Origin of the sequence: Propionivibrio sp., assembly GCF_047602565.1 — a bacterium.
Taxonomy (GTDB): Bacteria; Pseudomonadota; Gammaproteobacteria; order Burkholderiales; family Rhodocyclaceae; genus Propionivibrio.
This window is the reverse complement of record NZ_JASGGX010000001.1, coordinates 4,457,862-4,473,361: the sequence shown is the minus strand read 5'-3', so window position 1 is coordinate 4,473,361 and position 15,500 is coordinate 4,457,862. Positions and strand designations below refer to the sequence as shown.

At 68.7% G+C, this 15,500-nt stretch carries 12 protein-coding genes; 5 read left to right on the top strand and 7 right to left on the bottom strand.

Annotated elements, in window-relative coordinates:
• Window positions 1-24: 24 nt before the first annotated feature.
• The 5 genes from modB (at window position 25) to QM701_RS21115 (ending at window position 6,206) form a co-directional block, all read left to right on the top strand.
• Window positions 25-693, top strand: a complete 669-nt coding sequence (modB, locus tag QM701_RS21135; RefSeq protein WP_415168967.1) for a molybdate ABC transporter permease subunit — start codon at window positions 25-27, stop codon at window positions 691-693.
• Window positions 690-1,766 (top strand): molybdenum ABC transporter ATP-binding protein, encoded by a 1,077-nt coding sequence (modC, locus tag QM701_RS21130; protein ID WP_415168966.1) that lies wholly within the window; start codon window positions 690-692, stop codon window positions 1,764-1,766. The genes modB and modC overlap by 4 nt, the downstream gene beginning before the upstream one ends.
• Window positions 1,767-2,041: 275 nt before the next feature.
• Entirely contained in the window at window positions 2,042-3,301 is a 1,260-nt protein-coding gene (locus QM701_RS21125) for a hypothetical protein (RefSeq protein WP_415168965.1), read from the top strand.
• Window positions 3,302-3,305: 4 nt separating this feature from the next.
• Window positions 3,306-3,749 (top strand): hypothetical protein, encoded by a 444-nt coding sequence (locus tag QM701_RS21120; protein ID WP_415168964.1) that lies wholly within the window; start codon window positions 3,306-3,308, stop codon window positions 3,747-3,749.
• A gap of 24 nt (window positions 3,750-3,773) precedes the next feature.
• The gene (locus QM701_RS21115; protein ID WP_415168963.1) at window positions 3,774-6,206 is read left to right on the top strand and encodes a putative bifunctional diguanylate cyclase/phosphodiesterase; all 2,433 of its coding nucleotides are present in this window, start codon (window positions 3,774-3,776) and stop codon (window positions 6,204-6,206) included.
• A gap of 16 nt (window positions 6,207-6,222) precedes the next feature.
• On the opposite strand, the gene QM701_RS21110 is transcribed toward QM701_RS21115, so the two are convergent.
• The 7 genes from QM701_RS21110 to QM701_RS21080 all read right to left on the bottom strand — a co-directional run bounded on the left by QM701_RS21110 (window position 6,223) and on the right by QM701_RS21080 (window position 15,479).
• The gene (locus QM701_RS21110; RefSeq protein ID WP_415168962.1) at window positions 6,223-7,098 is read right to left on the bottom strand and encodes a LysR family transcriptional regulator; all 876 of its coding nucleotides are present in this window, start codon (window positions 7,096-7,098) and stop codon (window positions 6,223-6,225) included.
• A 183-nt stretch (window positions 7,099-7,281) separates the two neighbouring features.
• Complete coding sequence (locus QM701_RS21105; protein WP_415168961.1) at window positions 7,282-8,379, bottom strand: ABC transporter ATP-binding protein; 1,098 nt, start codon at window positions 8,377-8,379, stop codon at window positions 7,282-7,284.
• 55 nt (window positions 8,380-8,434) lie between these two features.
• Window positions 8,435-10,648, bottom strand: coding sequence for an ABC transporter permease (locus tag QM701_RS21100; RefSeq protein WP_415168960.1), 2,214 nt, complete (start codon window positions 10,646-10,648; stop codon window positions 8,435-8,437).
• Window positions 10,649-10,665: 17 nt separating this feature from the next.
• Window positions 10,666-11,706 carry an ABC transporter substrate-binding protein gene (locus tag QM701_RS21095; RefSeq protein ID WP_415168959.1) on the bottom strand — a complete coding sequence of 347 codons (1,041 nt, stop codon included), beginning with the start codon at window positions 11,704-11,706 and terminating at the stop codon, window positions 10,666-10,668.
• A 169-nt stretch (window positions 11,707-11,875) separates the two neighbouring features.
• Window positions 11,876-12,706 (bottom strand): HAD family hydrolase, encoded by an 831-nt coding sequence (locus QM701_RS21090; protein WP_415168958.1) that lies wholly within the window; start codon window positions 12,704-12,706, stop codon window positions 11,876-11,878.
• A gap of 17 nt (window positions 12,707-12,723) precedes the next feature.
• The gene (locus QM701_RS21085; protein WP_415168957.1) at window positions 12,724-14,379 is read right to left on the bottom strand and encodes an ABC transporter permease; all 1,656 of its coding nucleotides are present in this window, start codon (window positions 14,377-14,379) and stop codon (window positions 12,724-12,726) included.
• Window positions 14,376-15,479, bottom strand: a complete 1,104-nt coding sequence (locus QM701_RS21080) for an ABC transporter ATP-binding protein (RefSeq protein WP_415168956.1) — start codon at window positions 15,477-15,479, stop codon at window positions 14,376-14,378. Before QM701_RS21080 ends, QM701_RS21085 begins: the two co-directional genes overlap by 4 nt.
• Between the last annotated feature and the right edge of the window lie 21 nt (window positions 15,480-15,500).

Sequence of the window (15,500 nt, the reverse complement as noted above, 5' to 3'; positions counted from 1 at the left end):
TTTCCCGCCTTCCCGCGCCGCCGCATGCATCCATCCGACCTCGACGCCGTCTGGCTGACCGTCAAACTGGCCACGCTGACCACCGTGTTGCTGCTGATCGTCGGCACGCCGATCGCCTGGTGGCTGGCGCGCAGCCGCAGTCCGTTCAAAGGCGTCGTCGGCGCGCTGGTCACGCTGCCGCTGATCCTGCCGCCGACCGTGCTCGGCTTCTACCTGCTGGTGACGCTCGGTCCACAGGGGCCGCTCGGGCAGCTGACCCAGGCGCTCGGCTTGGGGCTGCTGCCGTTTACCTTTCCCGGCCTGGTCGTCGCGTCGATGGTGTACTCGGTGCCGTTCGTCGTGCAGCCGCTGCAGCAGGCGTTCGACGCCATCGGCACCCGGCCGCTCGAGGCCGCTGCCACGCTGCGCGCCTCGCCGCTCGACGCCTTCTTCAGCGTCGCGCTGCCGCTGGCCCGGCCCGGCTTCGTCACCGCTGCCATCCTCGGCTTCGCCCATACCGTCGGCGAGTTCGGCGTGGTGCTGATGATCGGCGGCAACATCCCCGGCCGGACGCAGGTGCTGTCGATGGCCATCTACAACCACGTCGAGGCGATGGAATACGCCAACGCGCACTGGCTGGCCGGCGGCATGCTGCTCTTCTCCTTCGTCGTGCTGCTGGCGCTCAACATCGCCCGGCGGGAGCGGCCGGCATGAGCATCCGCGCGCGTTTCGCACTAACCTGGCCCGGCTTCGCGCTCGACGTCGATCTCGACCTGCCGGGACAAGGCATCACGGCGCTGTTCGGCCATTCCGGGTCGGGCAAGACCACCTGCCTGCGCGCGATCGCCGGGCTCGAACGCGCCGCGCGCGGCCGCCTGGAGGTCAACGGCGAAATCTGGCAGGACGACGCTCAGCGCGTCTTCCTGCCGACGCACCGCCGCCCGCTCGGCTACGTGTTCCAGGACGCCGCGCTGTTTCCCCATCTTTCGGTGCGCGACAACCTCGGCTACGGGCGCCGCCGGGTCGCCGCGGCGGAGCGGCGCGTGTCGCCCGACGCGGCGATCGAGCTGCTGGGCATCGGCGCCCTACTCGACCGCCTTCCGGAAAAGCTGTCCGGCGGCGAGAAAAGCCGCGTGGCCGTGGCCCGCGCCCTGCTTACCAGCCCGCGCCTGCTGCTGATGGATGAGCCGCTGGCGGCGCTCGACCATCAGCGCAAGCAGGAAATCCTGCCCTATCTGGAAAAGCTGCACGACGAGCTGGAAATCCCCATCCTGTACGTCAGCCACGCGCCCGACGAGGTCGCCCGGCTGGCCGACCATCTGGTCGTGCTGCAGGGCGGCCGGGCGCTGGCCGCCGGACCGCTGGGCGAGACGCTCGCCCGGCTCGACCTGCCGATCCAGCTCGGCGAGGACGCCGGCGCGGTGATCGACGCCGCCATCGCCGAACGCGACGCGGCGTGGCACCTGGTGCGCGTGGATTTTCCCGGCGGCAGCCTGTGGGTGCGCGACAACGGCCAGCCGATCGGCCATCGCGTGCGCGTGCGCGTGCTCGCCCGCGACGTGAGCCTGGCGCACAGCAAGGGCGAGGACAGCAGCATCCTCAACGCGCTGCCGGCGAAGGTCGTCGCCGTGGCCGACGACACTCATCCGGCGATGGCGCTGGTCCGGCTGGACGTCGGCCGCTCGCCGCTGATCGCCCGCCTGACCAAGCGCTCCGTCGCGGCGCTCGGCGTGCGGGAAGGCATGGACATCTGGGCACGGATCAAGGCGGTGGCCTTGATCGGATGACGCGGGCCGTGCCGCGCCAATCGCTCCGCCGCGACGATGACATATCGGGAATATGCTTTTTTACATTCCGGCAGAATGCGCCCGCGACGCTTGGCAGCAAGCGTATGTGCTTGATGTGCAACCGTTTTCCTGCCGTTCCCGACAACGATGGCCAGCCGTCCGATGCCTCCGGGCCGGTGCGGGAGGAATTATTTCCTTTCCTCCGCGTTTGAAGCCCTCAAAATCCAGGCACTTCTTCCGTTACGGTGACAAGGTTTCGCCCTGGCCAGCCGCGCATGCATACATCGTCATCGACCCGCTTCGCCGCCCGCAGACCCGGCACGGGACTCCCGCGCTGGTGCGGGCGGCTCCTGTTCGTGGTCATGCTGGGTGGCGGAATCTCCCGGGCCGACAACAGCGACGATCTGGATGCCGCGCGGTTTTCATACGGCGGATTCGGCACCCTGGGCGTCGCGCGCACCACGGGCGGCGCCGACCGGCCTTTGCGCGACATTTCCCAACCCAAGGGAATTTCGGACACGTGGTCCGCGCGCAACGATTCGCTGCTCGGCCTGCAGGCGGGCTACCGTTTCGACGACGCGCTGGAAGCCGTGGTCCAGGGCGTGACCTTCCTACGCGACGACGGGTCGTACACCCCGAAGTTGACGTGGGCCTTCCTGAAATACGACGTCACGCCGCGCCTCGCCCTGCGTTTCGGGCGCGTGGGGACCGAATTCCTCATGCAGGCCGATTCGCGCCAGGTAGGGTATTCCTACCTGCCGGTGCGTCCGCCCATCGATTTCTACGGCCTCATTCCGTTCGGCTCGTCCGACGGCGTGGATGCGCGGCTGCGCTGGCCGCTGGGGGAAGGCACGCTGCGCCTGGAGGCGCTCGCCGGCAAGGCCAGCGGCGACATCCCGCCCTACGATCTCGACGGCTCCCGCCTGCTGCGCGGCACGCTCGGCTACGACTGGGGCCATTGGCAACTGCGCTACATCTACGCGCATGCCCGGCTGTCGGAAAACGTGCCGGGAGCGGAGCCCCTGCGCCGCACCCTGGTCCAGCTCGGCGCCACTGCGGCCGCGGACGCCCTGACCTTCAAGGATGCCGCCGTCCGCTACCATTCGTTCGGCATGACCTACGACGACGGCCACTGGCAAGTCCAGGCCGCGCTCAATCGCATCATCCAGGAATCGACGCTGATGGAAGGCCTGCACGCGGCGACCGTGCTCGTCGCGCGGCGCTTCGGCGACGTCACGCCGTTCGCCGGCTACACCCGGGTGAAGTCTTCCAGGAAGACGCTCGACAGCGGGCTGCCGAATCCGGCGTTCGCGCCGATCAACGCGGCCATCGCGCAGGCCATGGCGTCGTCGCACCTGCACCGCCACACCGGGACGCTGGGCGTGCGCTGGGACTGCGCGCGCAACATGGACCTCAAGGCCCAGGTCGATTTCATCCACGGCAGCAAGTCCTCGACGCTCCTGTTCGAGGACGGCACGTCCGGCGGTGACGGCCAGGCCAAGGTATTCAGTTTGTCGCTCGATTTCGTGTTCTGACATCATGCGCAAACGCCTCCTTCACGCCTGGGCCGGAACGCTTCTCTGCGCCGCGCTGCTCGGCCTGCCGTGGCCGGCGCGCGGCGAACTGGTGGTCATCGTCAACCCGCAAAGCGGCGTTGACCAGCTGACCCGCTCGCAGGTGATCAACATCTTTCTGGGCAATCACCGCGAATTTCCCAACGGGCTGCGCGCCAGGCCGTTCGACCTGCCCACCGGCAACCCGGACAAGGAGCTGTTCTACCGCGGCCTGGTCAACAGGGACCTGAACCAGATGGCGGCGTACTGGTCGCGCCTGGTTTTCGCGGGCAGCACCTCGCCGCCGGTGCAGGCCGGCGACACTCAGGAAGTCATCCAGGCCGTGGCCACCAGCCGCAATGCCATCGGCTACGTCGACCGCCGCCACGTCGAGGCCGGGCGCGTGCGGATCGTGTTCACCCTCCCCTGACGGCATCGGATACGGAGGTTCGGGATGATGCGACTCATCAGGGCGATCACCAGGCAGGCCGGCAAGGGCCGCAGCCTGCTGCGCAACACCCTGCTCGTGGTCGGCGCGGCGGCGGTGCTGGTTTCCGCCTTCTTCATCCTGATCACGCTGGTCATCACGCAGCGCCACGTCGAGCAGCAATCGCGGGAACAGCTGCATGAACTGATCGAATCGATGAGCGCCATGGCCAGCATCGCCTGCTTCGCCAGGGACGCGACGCTGGCCCAGGAAACGGTGGAGGCATTCACCAAGCACAGTTCCGTCCATCGCATCAGCATCGCCGCCTACGGCGTGCCGCTGGCGGCCGGCGAGCGCCGCGGCAGGCACCCGGCCGCCGGCGAAGACAAGCCGGCCATCCTGCAGGCGCTGTACTCGCCCTTCGACCCGGAAGAGAAGATCGGCGAGATACGGCTGGAGCCGGACTGGGACGTGATCCGCGACGACGTGGCCGACAACGTCCGCCACGTGGCGCTGATCCTCTTTCTCCTGGCCACCGGGATCGTCGGGGTCATCGCCGTAGTCGTCTCCTTCATCGTCGTGCGTCCGGTCAAGGATATCTCGGACCGCCTGCACACGCTCGAAGCCGGCTCGGCCGACACGCTGACCACCCCGCGCGGGCACGAGTCCGATGAACTCGGCCGCCTGGTGACGGACATGAACGACCTGGTGTCCCGGCTGAGGACCTCCCTCGCGCAGGAACACGAACTCCATTTCCAGCGCGTGCTCAACGAGAAGCTCAGGCTGTACGCAACGATGTTCGAGCACAGCCTCGAAGGCATCACCATCACCGACCGCCACAACCGCATCGTCGCGGTGAATCGCGCGTTCACCCAGATCACCGGCTACAGCGAGGACGACGTGCTCGGCAAGAATCCCGGCTACCTGGCTTCGGGCCGCCACGACCGGGCGTTCTACGAAAGGATGTGGCAGGAGCTGGTGACGGTCGGCCGCTGGCGGGGCGAGCTGTGGAACCGCTGCAAGGACGGCGAGATCAAGCCCAAATGGTTCAGCATCAGTCTGGTGCGCAACGACGCGGGCGAAATCATCAACCACATCGCCATTTTCTCCGACATCTCCGAGCGCAAGATGGCCGAGGAGCGCATCGAATTCCTCGCCCACCACGATCCGCTGACCCGCCTGCCCAACCGCGTCCTGACCCGCGACCGCTTCGCGCAGGCCCAGGCCGCCGCCGCGCGCGACAGGAGCGGCATCGCCATGCTGTACATCGACCTGGACAGCTTCAAGTACGTCAACGACACCTTCGGCCACCTGGTCGGCGACCAGCTGTTGCTGTCGGTGGTCGAGCGGCTGAAGGGCCACGTGCGGGAAACGGACACCATCTCGCGCCAGGGCGGCGACGAGTTCATGATCATCCTGCCCGGCATCCGGGACACGGAGGCCCTGGAAAGGATCACCGCCGGCATTCTCGCGGACCTGTCGTCGCCGTTCGACATCGCCGGCCATCCGATCGGCATTTCCGCCAGCGTCGGCATCGCCTGCTTCCCGCTGCATGGACAGGATTTCGACACCCTGCTGAAGAATGCCGACTCGGCCATGTACGCCGCGAAGAACTCCGGCAAGAATGCGTGGCGGATATTCAGCGAGGAAATGAACGTCAACGTGCTGGACAAGCTCAAGCTGCGGGCCTGCCTGAGCAACGCCCTGCACAACGAGGAGCTGCACGTCGTCTTCCAGCCGCAGGTCAACCTCGCCACCGGCGCGCTGATCGGCGCCGAGGTGCTATGCCGCTGGACGCACCCGGAACTGGGCGCCGTGCCGCCGCTGCGCTTCATCTCGCTGGCCGAGGAATCGGGCCTGATCGCGCCCCTGGGCGAATGGGTGCTCGAACAAGCGTGCCGCCAGGGGAAGCGCTGGTTCGATGCCGGGCTGCCGCCGTTCGTCATCGCGGTCAACGTGTCCGCCCAGCAGTTCAATCACAGCGACCTGTTCAGCACCGTGCGGCGCACGCTCGACCGGTGCGACTTCCCGCCCGAATACCTCGAACTCGAATTCACCGAATCCGGCCTGCTCGACGACGTCGCCCACTCGCTCGACACCATCGAGAAACTGAGGACGCTGGGCATCAAGCTGTCCATCGACGATTTCGGCACGGGCTATTCGAGCCTGAGCTACCTCAAGCAGTTCAAGGTGGAGAAGCTGAAGATCGACCAGTCGTTCGTGCGCGACCTCGAGGATTCGGGCGACCTGGGCATCGTCCGCGCCATCATCCAGCTGGGCAAGACCTTGCAGCTGGCGGTGATCGCCGAGGGCGTGGAAAGCCGGAAGCAGATGGAGATCCTGCAAAGCCTGGGATGCCACGAGGTCCAGGGCTATCTGATCAGCCGGCCGCTGCCCTCGGCCGAATTCGGCGCGTTCATCGCGCGCTGGAACAGCGGACAGGTCACGCATCTGGCGTAGCGGCGGACGCGGCGCCCTACTCCCAGCACTTTTCCAAAACCGAGATCATGCCGATCGTCGCCGGGTTCGACTCCTCGCCGACGCGGAAGACGAACACCAGCTGGCTGGCGAGATTGACGTGCGGCCAGATGAAATGGTCGCCGCCCGCCGCCAGCGAGGTGGCCACGTCCTCGCGGATCAGCGCCAGCCCGAGGCCGGAGCGCGCCATGCCCTCGATCGCCGACAGGTGGTCGCACTCGATGGCCACGTTCGGCGTCACGCCCTGCTGCGCGAACATCGCGTCCTGGATGGCGCGCACGTGGCTGCCCGGCGGCGGCGAAATCCACGGCAGCGCCGCCAGGTCGCGCCAGCCCGCCTTGCCCGCCGCCGCGGCCAGCGCGGCCGGCGCCAGCACCACGTAGTTGACGGTGCGCAGGCGCACCGCCGACAGCTCCGGCGGCAGCGGATCGACGATGCAGAAGCCCGCGTCGCAGCGCGACGACAGCACGCGCTCGATCACCTCCTCGGACGAACACTGCGTGGTCTTCAGCTGCAGCAGCGGAAACGCCGCGCGCAGGCCGCGGATGAAATTCCCGATGCGCAGGAATTCCACGTCGTCGACCAGCGCGAAATTGAGGCAGCCGGTCACCTCGCCCTTGATGCTCTTGGCGTGGCTGAGCAGCGCGTTGAAATCGGCGAGCACCTTCTCGGCGTCCGGCAGCAGCGCGGCGCCGGCGCGGGTCAGCTCGATGCGGCCGGGCGAGCGCTGGAACAGCGCGACGCCGAGCTCCTGCTCCATCGCCTTGATGTGGCCCGTTACCGCCGGCTGCGTCACGTGCAGGGTTTCCGAGGCGCGCGTGACGTTGCCCAGCCGGGCCACGGTGACGAAGGAGCGGATTTTCAGGATGTCCACGCGCCTCCCGCCTGATCCACCCCGGCCCCTCCCCCTTCAAGGGGGAGGATGGGTGGGGGATGGGGTTGCCGGCGCGGAGAGGGCGCGGAATTGGCGCAGCCCCCTACCCCATCCCCACCCCGGCCCTCCCCTTGAAGGGGAGGGAGAGGGGAGCGGCGATGGCTTTGGCAGGAACGCGCGCGCTCACACATTGATGAACCGGATCTGGCTGATTTCCACTCCCAGGAGAACCTCGCTCCCCGCTGGCATCGGCAGGGCGGCCTTGCGGTGCGGCTGGTCGCACACCACGGTTTCGCCCTCGACGCCGACACTGTAGCGCAAATGGCCGCCGCGGAATTCGCTGCGCAGGATGCGCCCGGGCATCCACACGCAATCGCCGCCGCGCACGGCGCTGTCATAGGGGGCGAGACGCACCGCCGCCGGGCGGAAGCAGGCGCACGCCGCGCCCGCCGCCGGCGCGTGCAGGCGCTCGAACAGCGGCACCGGCCCGGTGGCCGGCGAGTCGAAGCGCAGGCCGCCGCCCTCGTCTTCGCTCACCTGCCCGGAGATCAGGTTGGCGGTGCCGACCGAACCGGCCACGAACGCATCCGACGGATAGTCGTAGAGCGCCGACGGCGAGCCGATCTGCTGCACCCGCCCGTCGCGGATCACCGCGATGCGGTCGGCCACGGCCAGCGCCTCCTCGGGATCGTGCGTGACCATGATGGTGGTGATGCCCAGCTCCCGCTGCAGGCTCTGGATGTCGTTCCACAGGTGCGCGCGGAACGCCGGGTCGATCGCCGACATCGGCTGGTCGAGCAGCAGGATGCGCGGCTCGACCACCAGCGCGCGCGCCAGCGCCACCTTCTGCTGCTGCCCGCCGGACAGCTCGCCGGGGTACTTGCCGGCGTAATCGGCGAGCCCGACCAGCCCGAGCATGAAGTCGACCTTGGCGCGCGCCTGCGCCGCCGGCAGCCTGCGCCGCACCAGGCCGTAGGCCACGGTGTCGGCCACCGTCATGTGCGGCCACAGGCCGAGCCCCTGGAAGACCATGCCGACGCCGCGCTTCTGCGGCGGCTTGGCGGTCACCGGCTCGCCGTCGATCAGCAGTTCGCCGGCGTCCGGCGTCTCCAGCCCGGCGACCACGCGCAGGAAGGAGGTCTTGCCGGCGCCGGACGGTCCGAGCAGGCAGAAGAACTCGCCCGAGCCGATGCGCAGGTCGACCTCGGACAGAATGCGTTTCTGCCCGTACGACAGCGACACACCGCGGGCCTCGATCGACGAACGTTTCAGCACCAGCATCGCAGCGCTCCCGGAAAAATGCGGCCGCGCCGCGCGGCGGACCAATCGCCTCGGATCATCCCCTCACTCCTCCCTTCTGCGCGATGACCACCGCCGCCTTGAGGTCGCTCAGCGCCGCCCGCCAGCCGCCCGGCGCGCTCCGGCGCACCGAGCGCGAGACGAGCAGCGCGCCGGCGCCCAGCACGCCGGCGATGCCGCCGGCCAGCACCACGCCGTAGGCCATGCCCACGCCGAATTCGCCGATGCCGATGCGGTCGATCATGTAGGTGGTCGCCACCTGGTTTTCCGCCGAGGACAGCAGCAGGACCGAACCCAGCATGGTCATCGAGCGCACGAAGCCGTAGGCCGCGCAGACCAGGAACACCGGGCGCAGCGCGGGCGCCACCACGCGGCGGAAGGTGGTCAGCGAGCCGGCGCCGAACAGGCCGGACATTTCCAGCTGCGCCCGCTCGACCCGGCGCAGCGCGACGCTGCCGAAACGCAGGCAGGCGGCCAGGTTGCGGATCAGCATGGCGAGCAGGATCATCGCCCAGGCGCCGGCGTTGGACAGCCCGAGCCCGCCGAAGGCCAGCATGAAGCCGGCGCCGATCACCACGCTGGGGATCGACAGCAGGCACGACGAAACGCCGTCGACCAGCCGCGCCGCCGGCGCGCCGACGCGGCCGAGAATCCACACCATGAGCATGCCCACGGCGCTGCCCACGGGCGCGACGAGGAAGGCGCACAGCAGGCTCGCGGCGAACGATTCCCAGCCCGAGCCGGTGAAGCGCAGGCCGCCGTCGCCCGTTTCGATGCCGAAGCCGCGCGCGAAATTGTCGAGCGTGAGCGGCGCGCCGACCTTGCCGCCTTCCGAGAACGCGCCGATGCCGATCATGGCGTAGACCAGGACGAGCAGGACGATCGTCGCGCCGAGCATGCCGCCGCAGGTCCAGCGCAGCGCCGCCGGCAGCTCGCAGCGGCCGCCTGCCACGTCGGCCGGCAGCGCGCCGGCCGGTCCGGCGCGGGAAGCCAGATAGCCCTTGAGCAGGGTCATGCCGAGGGCGATGGCGACGATCAGCAGCGCCGGCGCGCCGGCCATCTCCCCGGCGGCCAGTTCGCCGCTGCTGCCGTAGAACAGTTCCGTGGACAACACCCGCAGCCGGCCGCCGATGAGCAGCGGATTGCCCACGTCGGACAGGGTTTCGACGAAGATCACCAGCACCGCCACGGCCAGCGGATCGCGCAGCGCCGGCAGCGCCACGGTGCGCAGCACGCCGCCGTCCGAGGCGCCGAGGAACTTGGCCGCGTCGATCTGCGCGCGGCCGAGCGCGTCGAGCGCGTTGAGCACCATGAAATAGGCCAGTGGGAAGAACACCAGCACCTGCGCGATGAGGACGCCCCAGCCGCCGAAGAACCAGCGCGAGGCGGCCGTGCCGAAGATCGCCTCGAAGGCCACACTGGCGATGCCGGCCTTGCCGAACACCTGCGCCAGCCCGAAGCCGACCAGGAACGGCGGCGTGATCATCGGCAGGCAGGCCAGCACGGCCACGCCCCGCCGGACCGCCGGACCGGCGCGGTGCACGTAGAGCGCCAGGGCGCTGCCGAGCAGGCCGGCGATCGCCGACACGGCGATGCCCAGCGCGATCGAATTGACGGCGGAGCCGCAGGCGCCCCGCCCCGTCACACAGCCGAGGCTCCAGTAGCGCGAACCGAGCAGGCTGCCGATGCCCGGCGCGCCGCCCGCGCCGCGGCTCCAGGCCAGGCTCCAGGCGCAGGCGATCGGCACCGCGACGAACACGATCAGGAAGGCCAGCCAGCCGCTCGTCGCCAAAGCGAAGCCCGGTTTCGCCCGGGCCGCGCCCCAGCGGGCGTCGCCGTCCTCGTCCGCCGCGCCGAGCGCCAGCGACAGGGCCAGCAGCGACAGCAGGAAGAGGCCCGCCGGCACGGCGTACACCCCGACGTCGGCCAGCGACGCCCGCCACAGGTCGGGCAACGCGCCGAACAGCGTGGACGCGGCGCCGAACACCCAGCACAGCGCCCCGGCCACGCGCAGCGACGCCAGCCCCGCCGCCTTCCCGCGCAGCAGCAGCGGCACCAGCCAGAGCACGAAGCCGGCGGCCACCGCCGCCTCGCCGATGCCGCGCAGCACGCCGAACGCGGCGAGCATCTCCGGCACGCTGTCGACTGTCGCCTGATGCAGCCCGGCGGCGGCCCGCGCCGCGCCGGCGCCGCACAGCGCGGCCGTGCCGGCGAAGCGGACGAAGCGGGGGGCGCCGGTGCTTGTCGTCATGTCGCGTCCGCCCCGCGTCACTCGTTGTCCGGCACGTTGACTTCGTTGATCCAGCGCGTCAGCAGGCGCTTTCTCACCTCGCTGGAGCCGAAGCGGAGATGATCGTAGGCGATGACTTTCTCCAGATCCTCAGCCGGCGGCATGCGCGGATCGACCGGCACCTGGCGGTTGGACGGCCACTGGAAGGCGCTGGCCTGGCGCGCCAGCAGCTGCGCCTCGGGACTCAGCGCCCACTCGTAGAACTGCACGGCCTCGTGCGGATTCGCCGCGCCGGCGATCAGCGACAGCGAACCGATCTCCGCCGGCGTGCCCTCGCAGGGCAGCACGAACTCCAGCCGGGCGCCGCGCTCGCGGGCGGTGATCGCATCGTGCAGGAAGCCGATCGCCACGGCCACCTCGCCGCGCACCATGTTCTCGATGCTGCCCCGCCCGCCGTGCGAATACTGCGCGATGTTGCGGTGCAGGCCCTTCATATAGCCGATCGCCGCGTCCTCGCCGAACAGCTGGGTCAGCGCGGAGAGGATCAGGTAGCCGGTGCCGGACGAGGTCGGGTTGCCCATCATCACCTGCCGCTCGAAGCGCGGCTGCAGCAGATCGCGCCAGCAGCGCGGCGGCGGCCCGCCGAGGCGGCGCAGCTGCTCCGGGCTGTAGGCGATGCCGAGCACGCCGGTATACAGCCCGACGGTGCGGTAGGCACCCCGGCGCGCCTGCGCCTGCGCCCACGGCTGCAGGTCGTCGAAGACCGGCGAGCGATATTCCAGGGTCAGCCCCTGCTCGGCCGCCTGCAGGTGCGGATCGCCGGTGCCGCCGAACCAGACGTCGGTGCGCGGCTTCTGTCGCTCGGCCAGCAGCATGGAAAGCGCGTCGATGCTGCTGCGATGGATCACCGCCATGCGCACGCCGGTGGCGTTCTGGTAGGCCCGGCTGATCAGTTCGCACCATTCGATCTGCACCGAGCAGACCACGTTGAGCCGCCGCGCCTGCGCCGCCGCGTCGCCGCCGACGAACAGCAAGGCGGCGGCCAGCACCAGCAGGCCGCCGCGCGCGGCACAGCGCATCCTCTCCCTCCCCTTCAAGGGGAGGGCCGGGGTGGGGATGGGGTTTGGATGACGGGCAAACCGGCGTAATCCGCCGGTCCCAGAACACCCCATCCCCCTCCCAACCTCCCCCTTGAAGGGGGAGGAATTGATGAGCACAGCATTCATGCGATCATCCGGCGAACTCACTCTAGCCCCCGCCGCACCGTTCCGATCCGCCGAGCCGGCGCAGCAGATCGGCGATGGCGCTGCGCGTGTGGCAGGCGGTGACGATGCTGGCGTGCCGCTTGACCGCATCGAGGGCGCTCTCCGGCGCCGCCGCGATGTCCGCCTCCTGGAGCATCTCGATGTCGTTGATGTAATCGCCGATCGCCACCACGCAGGTCGGCGCCGGTTCGAGCAGCGTGCGCAGCCGGGCCAACGCCGAACCCTTGTTGACGCCGGTGGCGGTGAGCTCGAAATAACGCGGGCCGGAACGCATCTTGTGCGCCCGGGCGCGCAGCGGGTCGGCTTCGAACAGCGCCTCGACGGCGTCGAGCTCGTCCGGCGCATCGGAGCAGAACAGCACCTTCAGCCAGTCGTCGGCGATCGCCTCCATCGGCTTGTTCTCGAAGGCCTGTCCCTCGCGCACGGCGGTGATGTCCGACGGCGCGCCGGGGTTGACCTGGCAGAACGGCCCGCCGCAGTACACCTGGATGTTGACCGCCGGCCGGTGCGCCATCGCCCGGCGCGTGAACGCCTCGGCGAGCTGGCGGTCGAGCGGCGCCTTGTACAGGAAGCGGCGGCTGGCCCAGTCGTAGATCGCCGCGCCGTTGTACAGAATCCACGGCGACGACAGCGGAATCCCCGTCGTGTAGGGACCGACGTTGAGCTCGGTGCGCCCGGTCGCGCCGAGGAAGCGGCCGCCGGCGGCGACGAACGCCCGGATCGCGGCGACGTTCTCGTCCGAGACGCGATGCCCCGCGCCGATCAGCGTGCCGTCGAGGTCCGAGACCAGCACGCAGCCGGCGAAACCCGCCATGCCTTCTCCATTCGCCGTCATAGCGCCAGATCCTTGCTGCCGGTGATCTTGAAGAAGATCATCAGCGAGACGATGGTGGTCAGCGTCAGGATCGACGACAGCGCCGCCGCCGTGCCGTAGCTGGCCCGGATGACCTCGGTATAGATCGACACCGACATGGTGCGCGTGCCGCCGGTGTACAGGATCACCGAGGCGCTCAGCTCGTTGATCACCGTGATCCAGCTCAGGATCGCGCCGGCCATCACGCCGGGCAGCATCATGATCGCCGTCACCTTGAAAAAGGTCTTCATCGGCGAGCAGCCCAGGCTGATCGAGGCTTCCTCGACGCTCGGGCTGATCTGGTACAGGATCGCCGCGCTCGAACGCAGCGTGTACGGCAGGCGGCGCACCACGAAGGCCAGGATGATGATCGTCGCCGTGCCGGAGAGGACCAGCGGCGGCTTGTTGAAGGCGAGCAGCAGCGTGATCCCGAGCACCGAGCCGGGAATGATGTACGGGAACATGGTGAAGGTGTCGATGATCGAGGTGACCAGGTTCTTCCGCCGCGTCGACAGGTAGGCGATGAACATGCCGAGCAGCACGATGACGGCGATGGCCGCCAGTCCGAACAGGTAGGTGTTGGTGATCGCGGTGCCGAGCTTGTCGAAGATGATGCGGTAGCTGTCGAGCGAGAAGCCCGGCACGAAGACCACGCCGTTGACCTTCATGAACGAGGTATACACCACGGTCAGCTGCGGCACGATCGACAGGAACACCAGGACGTAGACGAAGCCGTGCGCCAGCGCGCTGGGCAGCGGCGCCAGGGTGGTCGGCTTCATCGGCCGCAGCGCGCTCATGGTGAACGACTTGCGGTTGACCACGTACTTCTGGCCGAGAAAGATCAGGCAGGTGAGCACCACCATGATCGCCGCCAGCGCCGCCGCGAAGTTGGCTTGGCCGCCCATCTCGCTGACGAATTCCGAGTAGATCAGCACCGGCATCACCACGAAGCCCTCGCCGATCAGCATCGGCGTGCCGAAGTCGGCCAGCGCGTTCATGAACACCAGCAGCGCGCCGGCCAGCACGGTCGGCGTGATCAGCGGCAGGACGATGGTGAACACCTTGCGCAGCGGGTCGCAACCCAGGCTCTCGGCGGCCTCGCTCAGCGACACGTCGATGCTCTTCAGCGCGCCGGAGACGTACAGGTAGATGAACGGATAGAGCTTGAGCGTGAGCACCAGCAGGATGCCGCCGAAGCCGTAGATGGTCGGCATGCCGATGCCCAGGTAGTCGTTCAGGAAGGTGGTGATCACCCCGCTGCGCCCGCCGAGGAGAATCCACGAGTAGGCGCCGATGAACGGCGGCGAAAGCATCGAGACGATGATCAGCACGTCGATGAAGCGCTTGCCCCGGATGTTGAACGCCGAGGTGAGGTAGGCCATCGGCGCGCCGATCAGCACGGCCAGCACGGTGACGCAGGCGGTCACGCTCATGCTGTTGAGCAGGGCGCGGTAGTAGTACCGCTTCTTGAAGAACTGGGCGTAGTGCGCCAGCGTGAAGCCGCCGCCGTCCGGATCGACGAAGCTGCTGGCGAACAGCGAGAACAGCGGGTAGACCAGGAAAATGGCGAACAGCCCGGCGATGCACAGCGTCGTCCAGAACCAGAAGTCGCGCGGAGTGCGCGCCGCTTTCATGATCCCACTCCCTGCATCAGGCTGCGGCCGTCCTCGGCGAAGACGTTGATTTTCTCGGGATTGACTTCGAGGCCCAGCGCGTCGCCGGGCTGGAACACCGTGCGGGCGGTGCCGATGTCCTGCGAGAACTCGATCGACGCCTGGTCGGGCAGCAGCGCCGCGCCGGTGAATTCGAGCTCGTAATTGACGTAGCGCCCCAGGAAGGTGGTCTTGACCACGCGCGCGGACAAGCCCCGGCCGGCCGGCGCCAGCACGAACTCCTCCGGCCGCACGCCGGTGACGGCCGCCAGGTCCGCCGCGCCGGCGCGCACCCGCCCGCCCATGTCCACCGCGTAGTCCGGCGAGAAGCGCAGTTCCTGCCCCGCCAGCGTGGTCCGGAACAGGTTGGAATGGCCGATGAAGGTGGCCACGAAGGTGTTCGCCGGCCGCGCGTAGATGGCCTGCGGCGCGTCGATCTGCTGGATCACGCCCTCGCGCATGACGGCGATGCGGTCCGAGATGCACAGCGCCTCTTCCTGGTCGTGCGTCACGTACACCGTGGTGATGCCGACCTTTTTCTGGATATCGCGGATGGCGCCGCGCATCTCCACGCGCAGCTTGGCGTCGAGGTTCGACAGCGGCTCGTCCATCAGCAGCACGCTCGGATGCACGACGATGGCCCGCGCCAGCGCCACGCGCTGCTGCTGGCCACCGGACAGACGTTCGGGCAGCCGGTCCTGGTACTCCTCGATGCGCACGGTCTTGAGGATCTCGTTGACCCGCCGCGCGCACTCGTCCCTGGGCAGGTCGCGGAACTGCAGGCCGTATTCGACGTTCTTGCGTACCGTCAGGTGCGGAAAGATCGCGTAGTTCTGGAACACCATCCCGATGTTGCGCTTGTGCGCCGGGATCGCGTTGATGATCTGCTCGTCGAAGCGGATGGTGCCGGCCTCGATGCTGTTGAACCCGGCGATCATCCGCAGCAGCGTCGTCTTGCCGCAGCCGGACGGGCCGAGCAGCGTGAAGAACTCGCCGTTGTCGATATCGACCGACAGGTCGGGAATGATCGTTACCGGGCCGTACTGCTTGACCACGTTCTGTACATGGATGGACACGCTCACGGATTGACCCCTGTGTTCTGT

What these genes read in the sequence shown, in the direction of transcription:
- QM701_RS21095 (WP_415168959.1), bottom strand. Translation starts at nt 11,706, where the DNA reads ATGCGCTGTGCCGCGCGCGGCGGCCTGCTGGTGCTGGCCGCCGCCTTG.
- QM701_RS21115 (WP_415168963.1), top strand. Translation starts at nt 3,774, where the DNA reads ATGATGCGACTCATCAGGGCGATCACCAGGCAGGCCGGCAAGGGCCGC.
- QM701_RS21085 (WP_415168957.1), bottom strand. Translation starts at nt 14,379, where the DNA reads ATGAAAGCGGCGCGCACTCCGCGCGACTTCTGGTTCTGGACGACGCTG.
- QM701_RS21100 (WP_415168960.1), bottom strand. Translation starts at nt 10,648, where the DNA reads ATGACGACAAGCACCGGCGCCCCCCGCTTCGTCCGCTTCGCCGGCACG.
- QM701_RS21120 (WP_415168964.1), top strand. Translation starts at nt 3,306, where the DNA reads ATGCGCAAACGCCTCCTTCACGCCTGGGCCGGAACGCTTCTCTGCGCC.
- modB (WP_415168967.1), top strand. Translation starts at nt 25, where the DNA reads ATGCATCCATCCGACCTCGACGCCGTCTGGCTGACCGTCAAACTGGCC.
- QM701_RS21125 (WP_415168965.1), top strand. Translation starts at nt 2,042, where the DNA reads ATGCATACATCGTCATCGACCCGCTTCGCCGCCCGCAGACCCGGCACG.
- QM701_RS21090 (WP_415168958.1), bottom strand. Translation starts at nt 12,706, where the DNA reads ATGGCGGGTTTCGCCGGCTGCGTGCTGGTCTCGGACCTCGACGGCACG.
- modC (WP_415168966.1), top strand. Translation starts at nt 690, where the DNA reads ATGAGCATCCGCGCGCGTTTCGCACTAACCTGGCCCGGCTTCGCGCTC.
- QM701_RS21105 (WP_415168961.1), bottom strand. Translation starts at nt 8,379, where the DNA reads ATGCTGGTGCTGAAACGTTCGTCGATCGAGGCCCGCGGTGTGTCGCTG.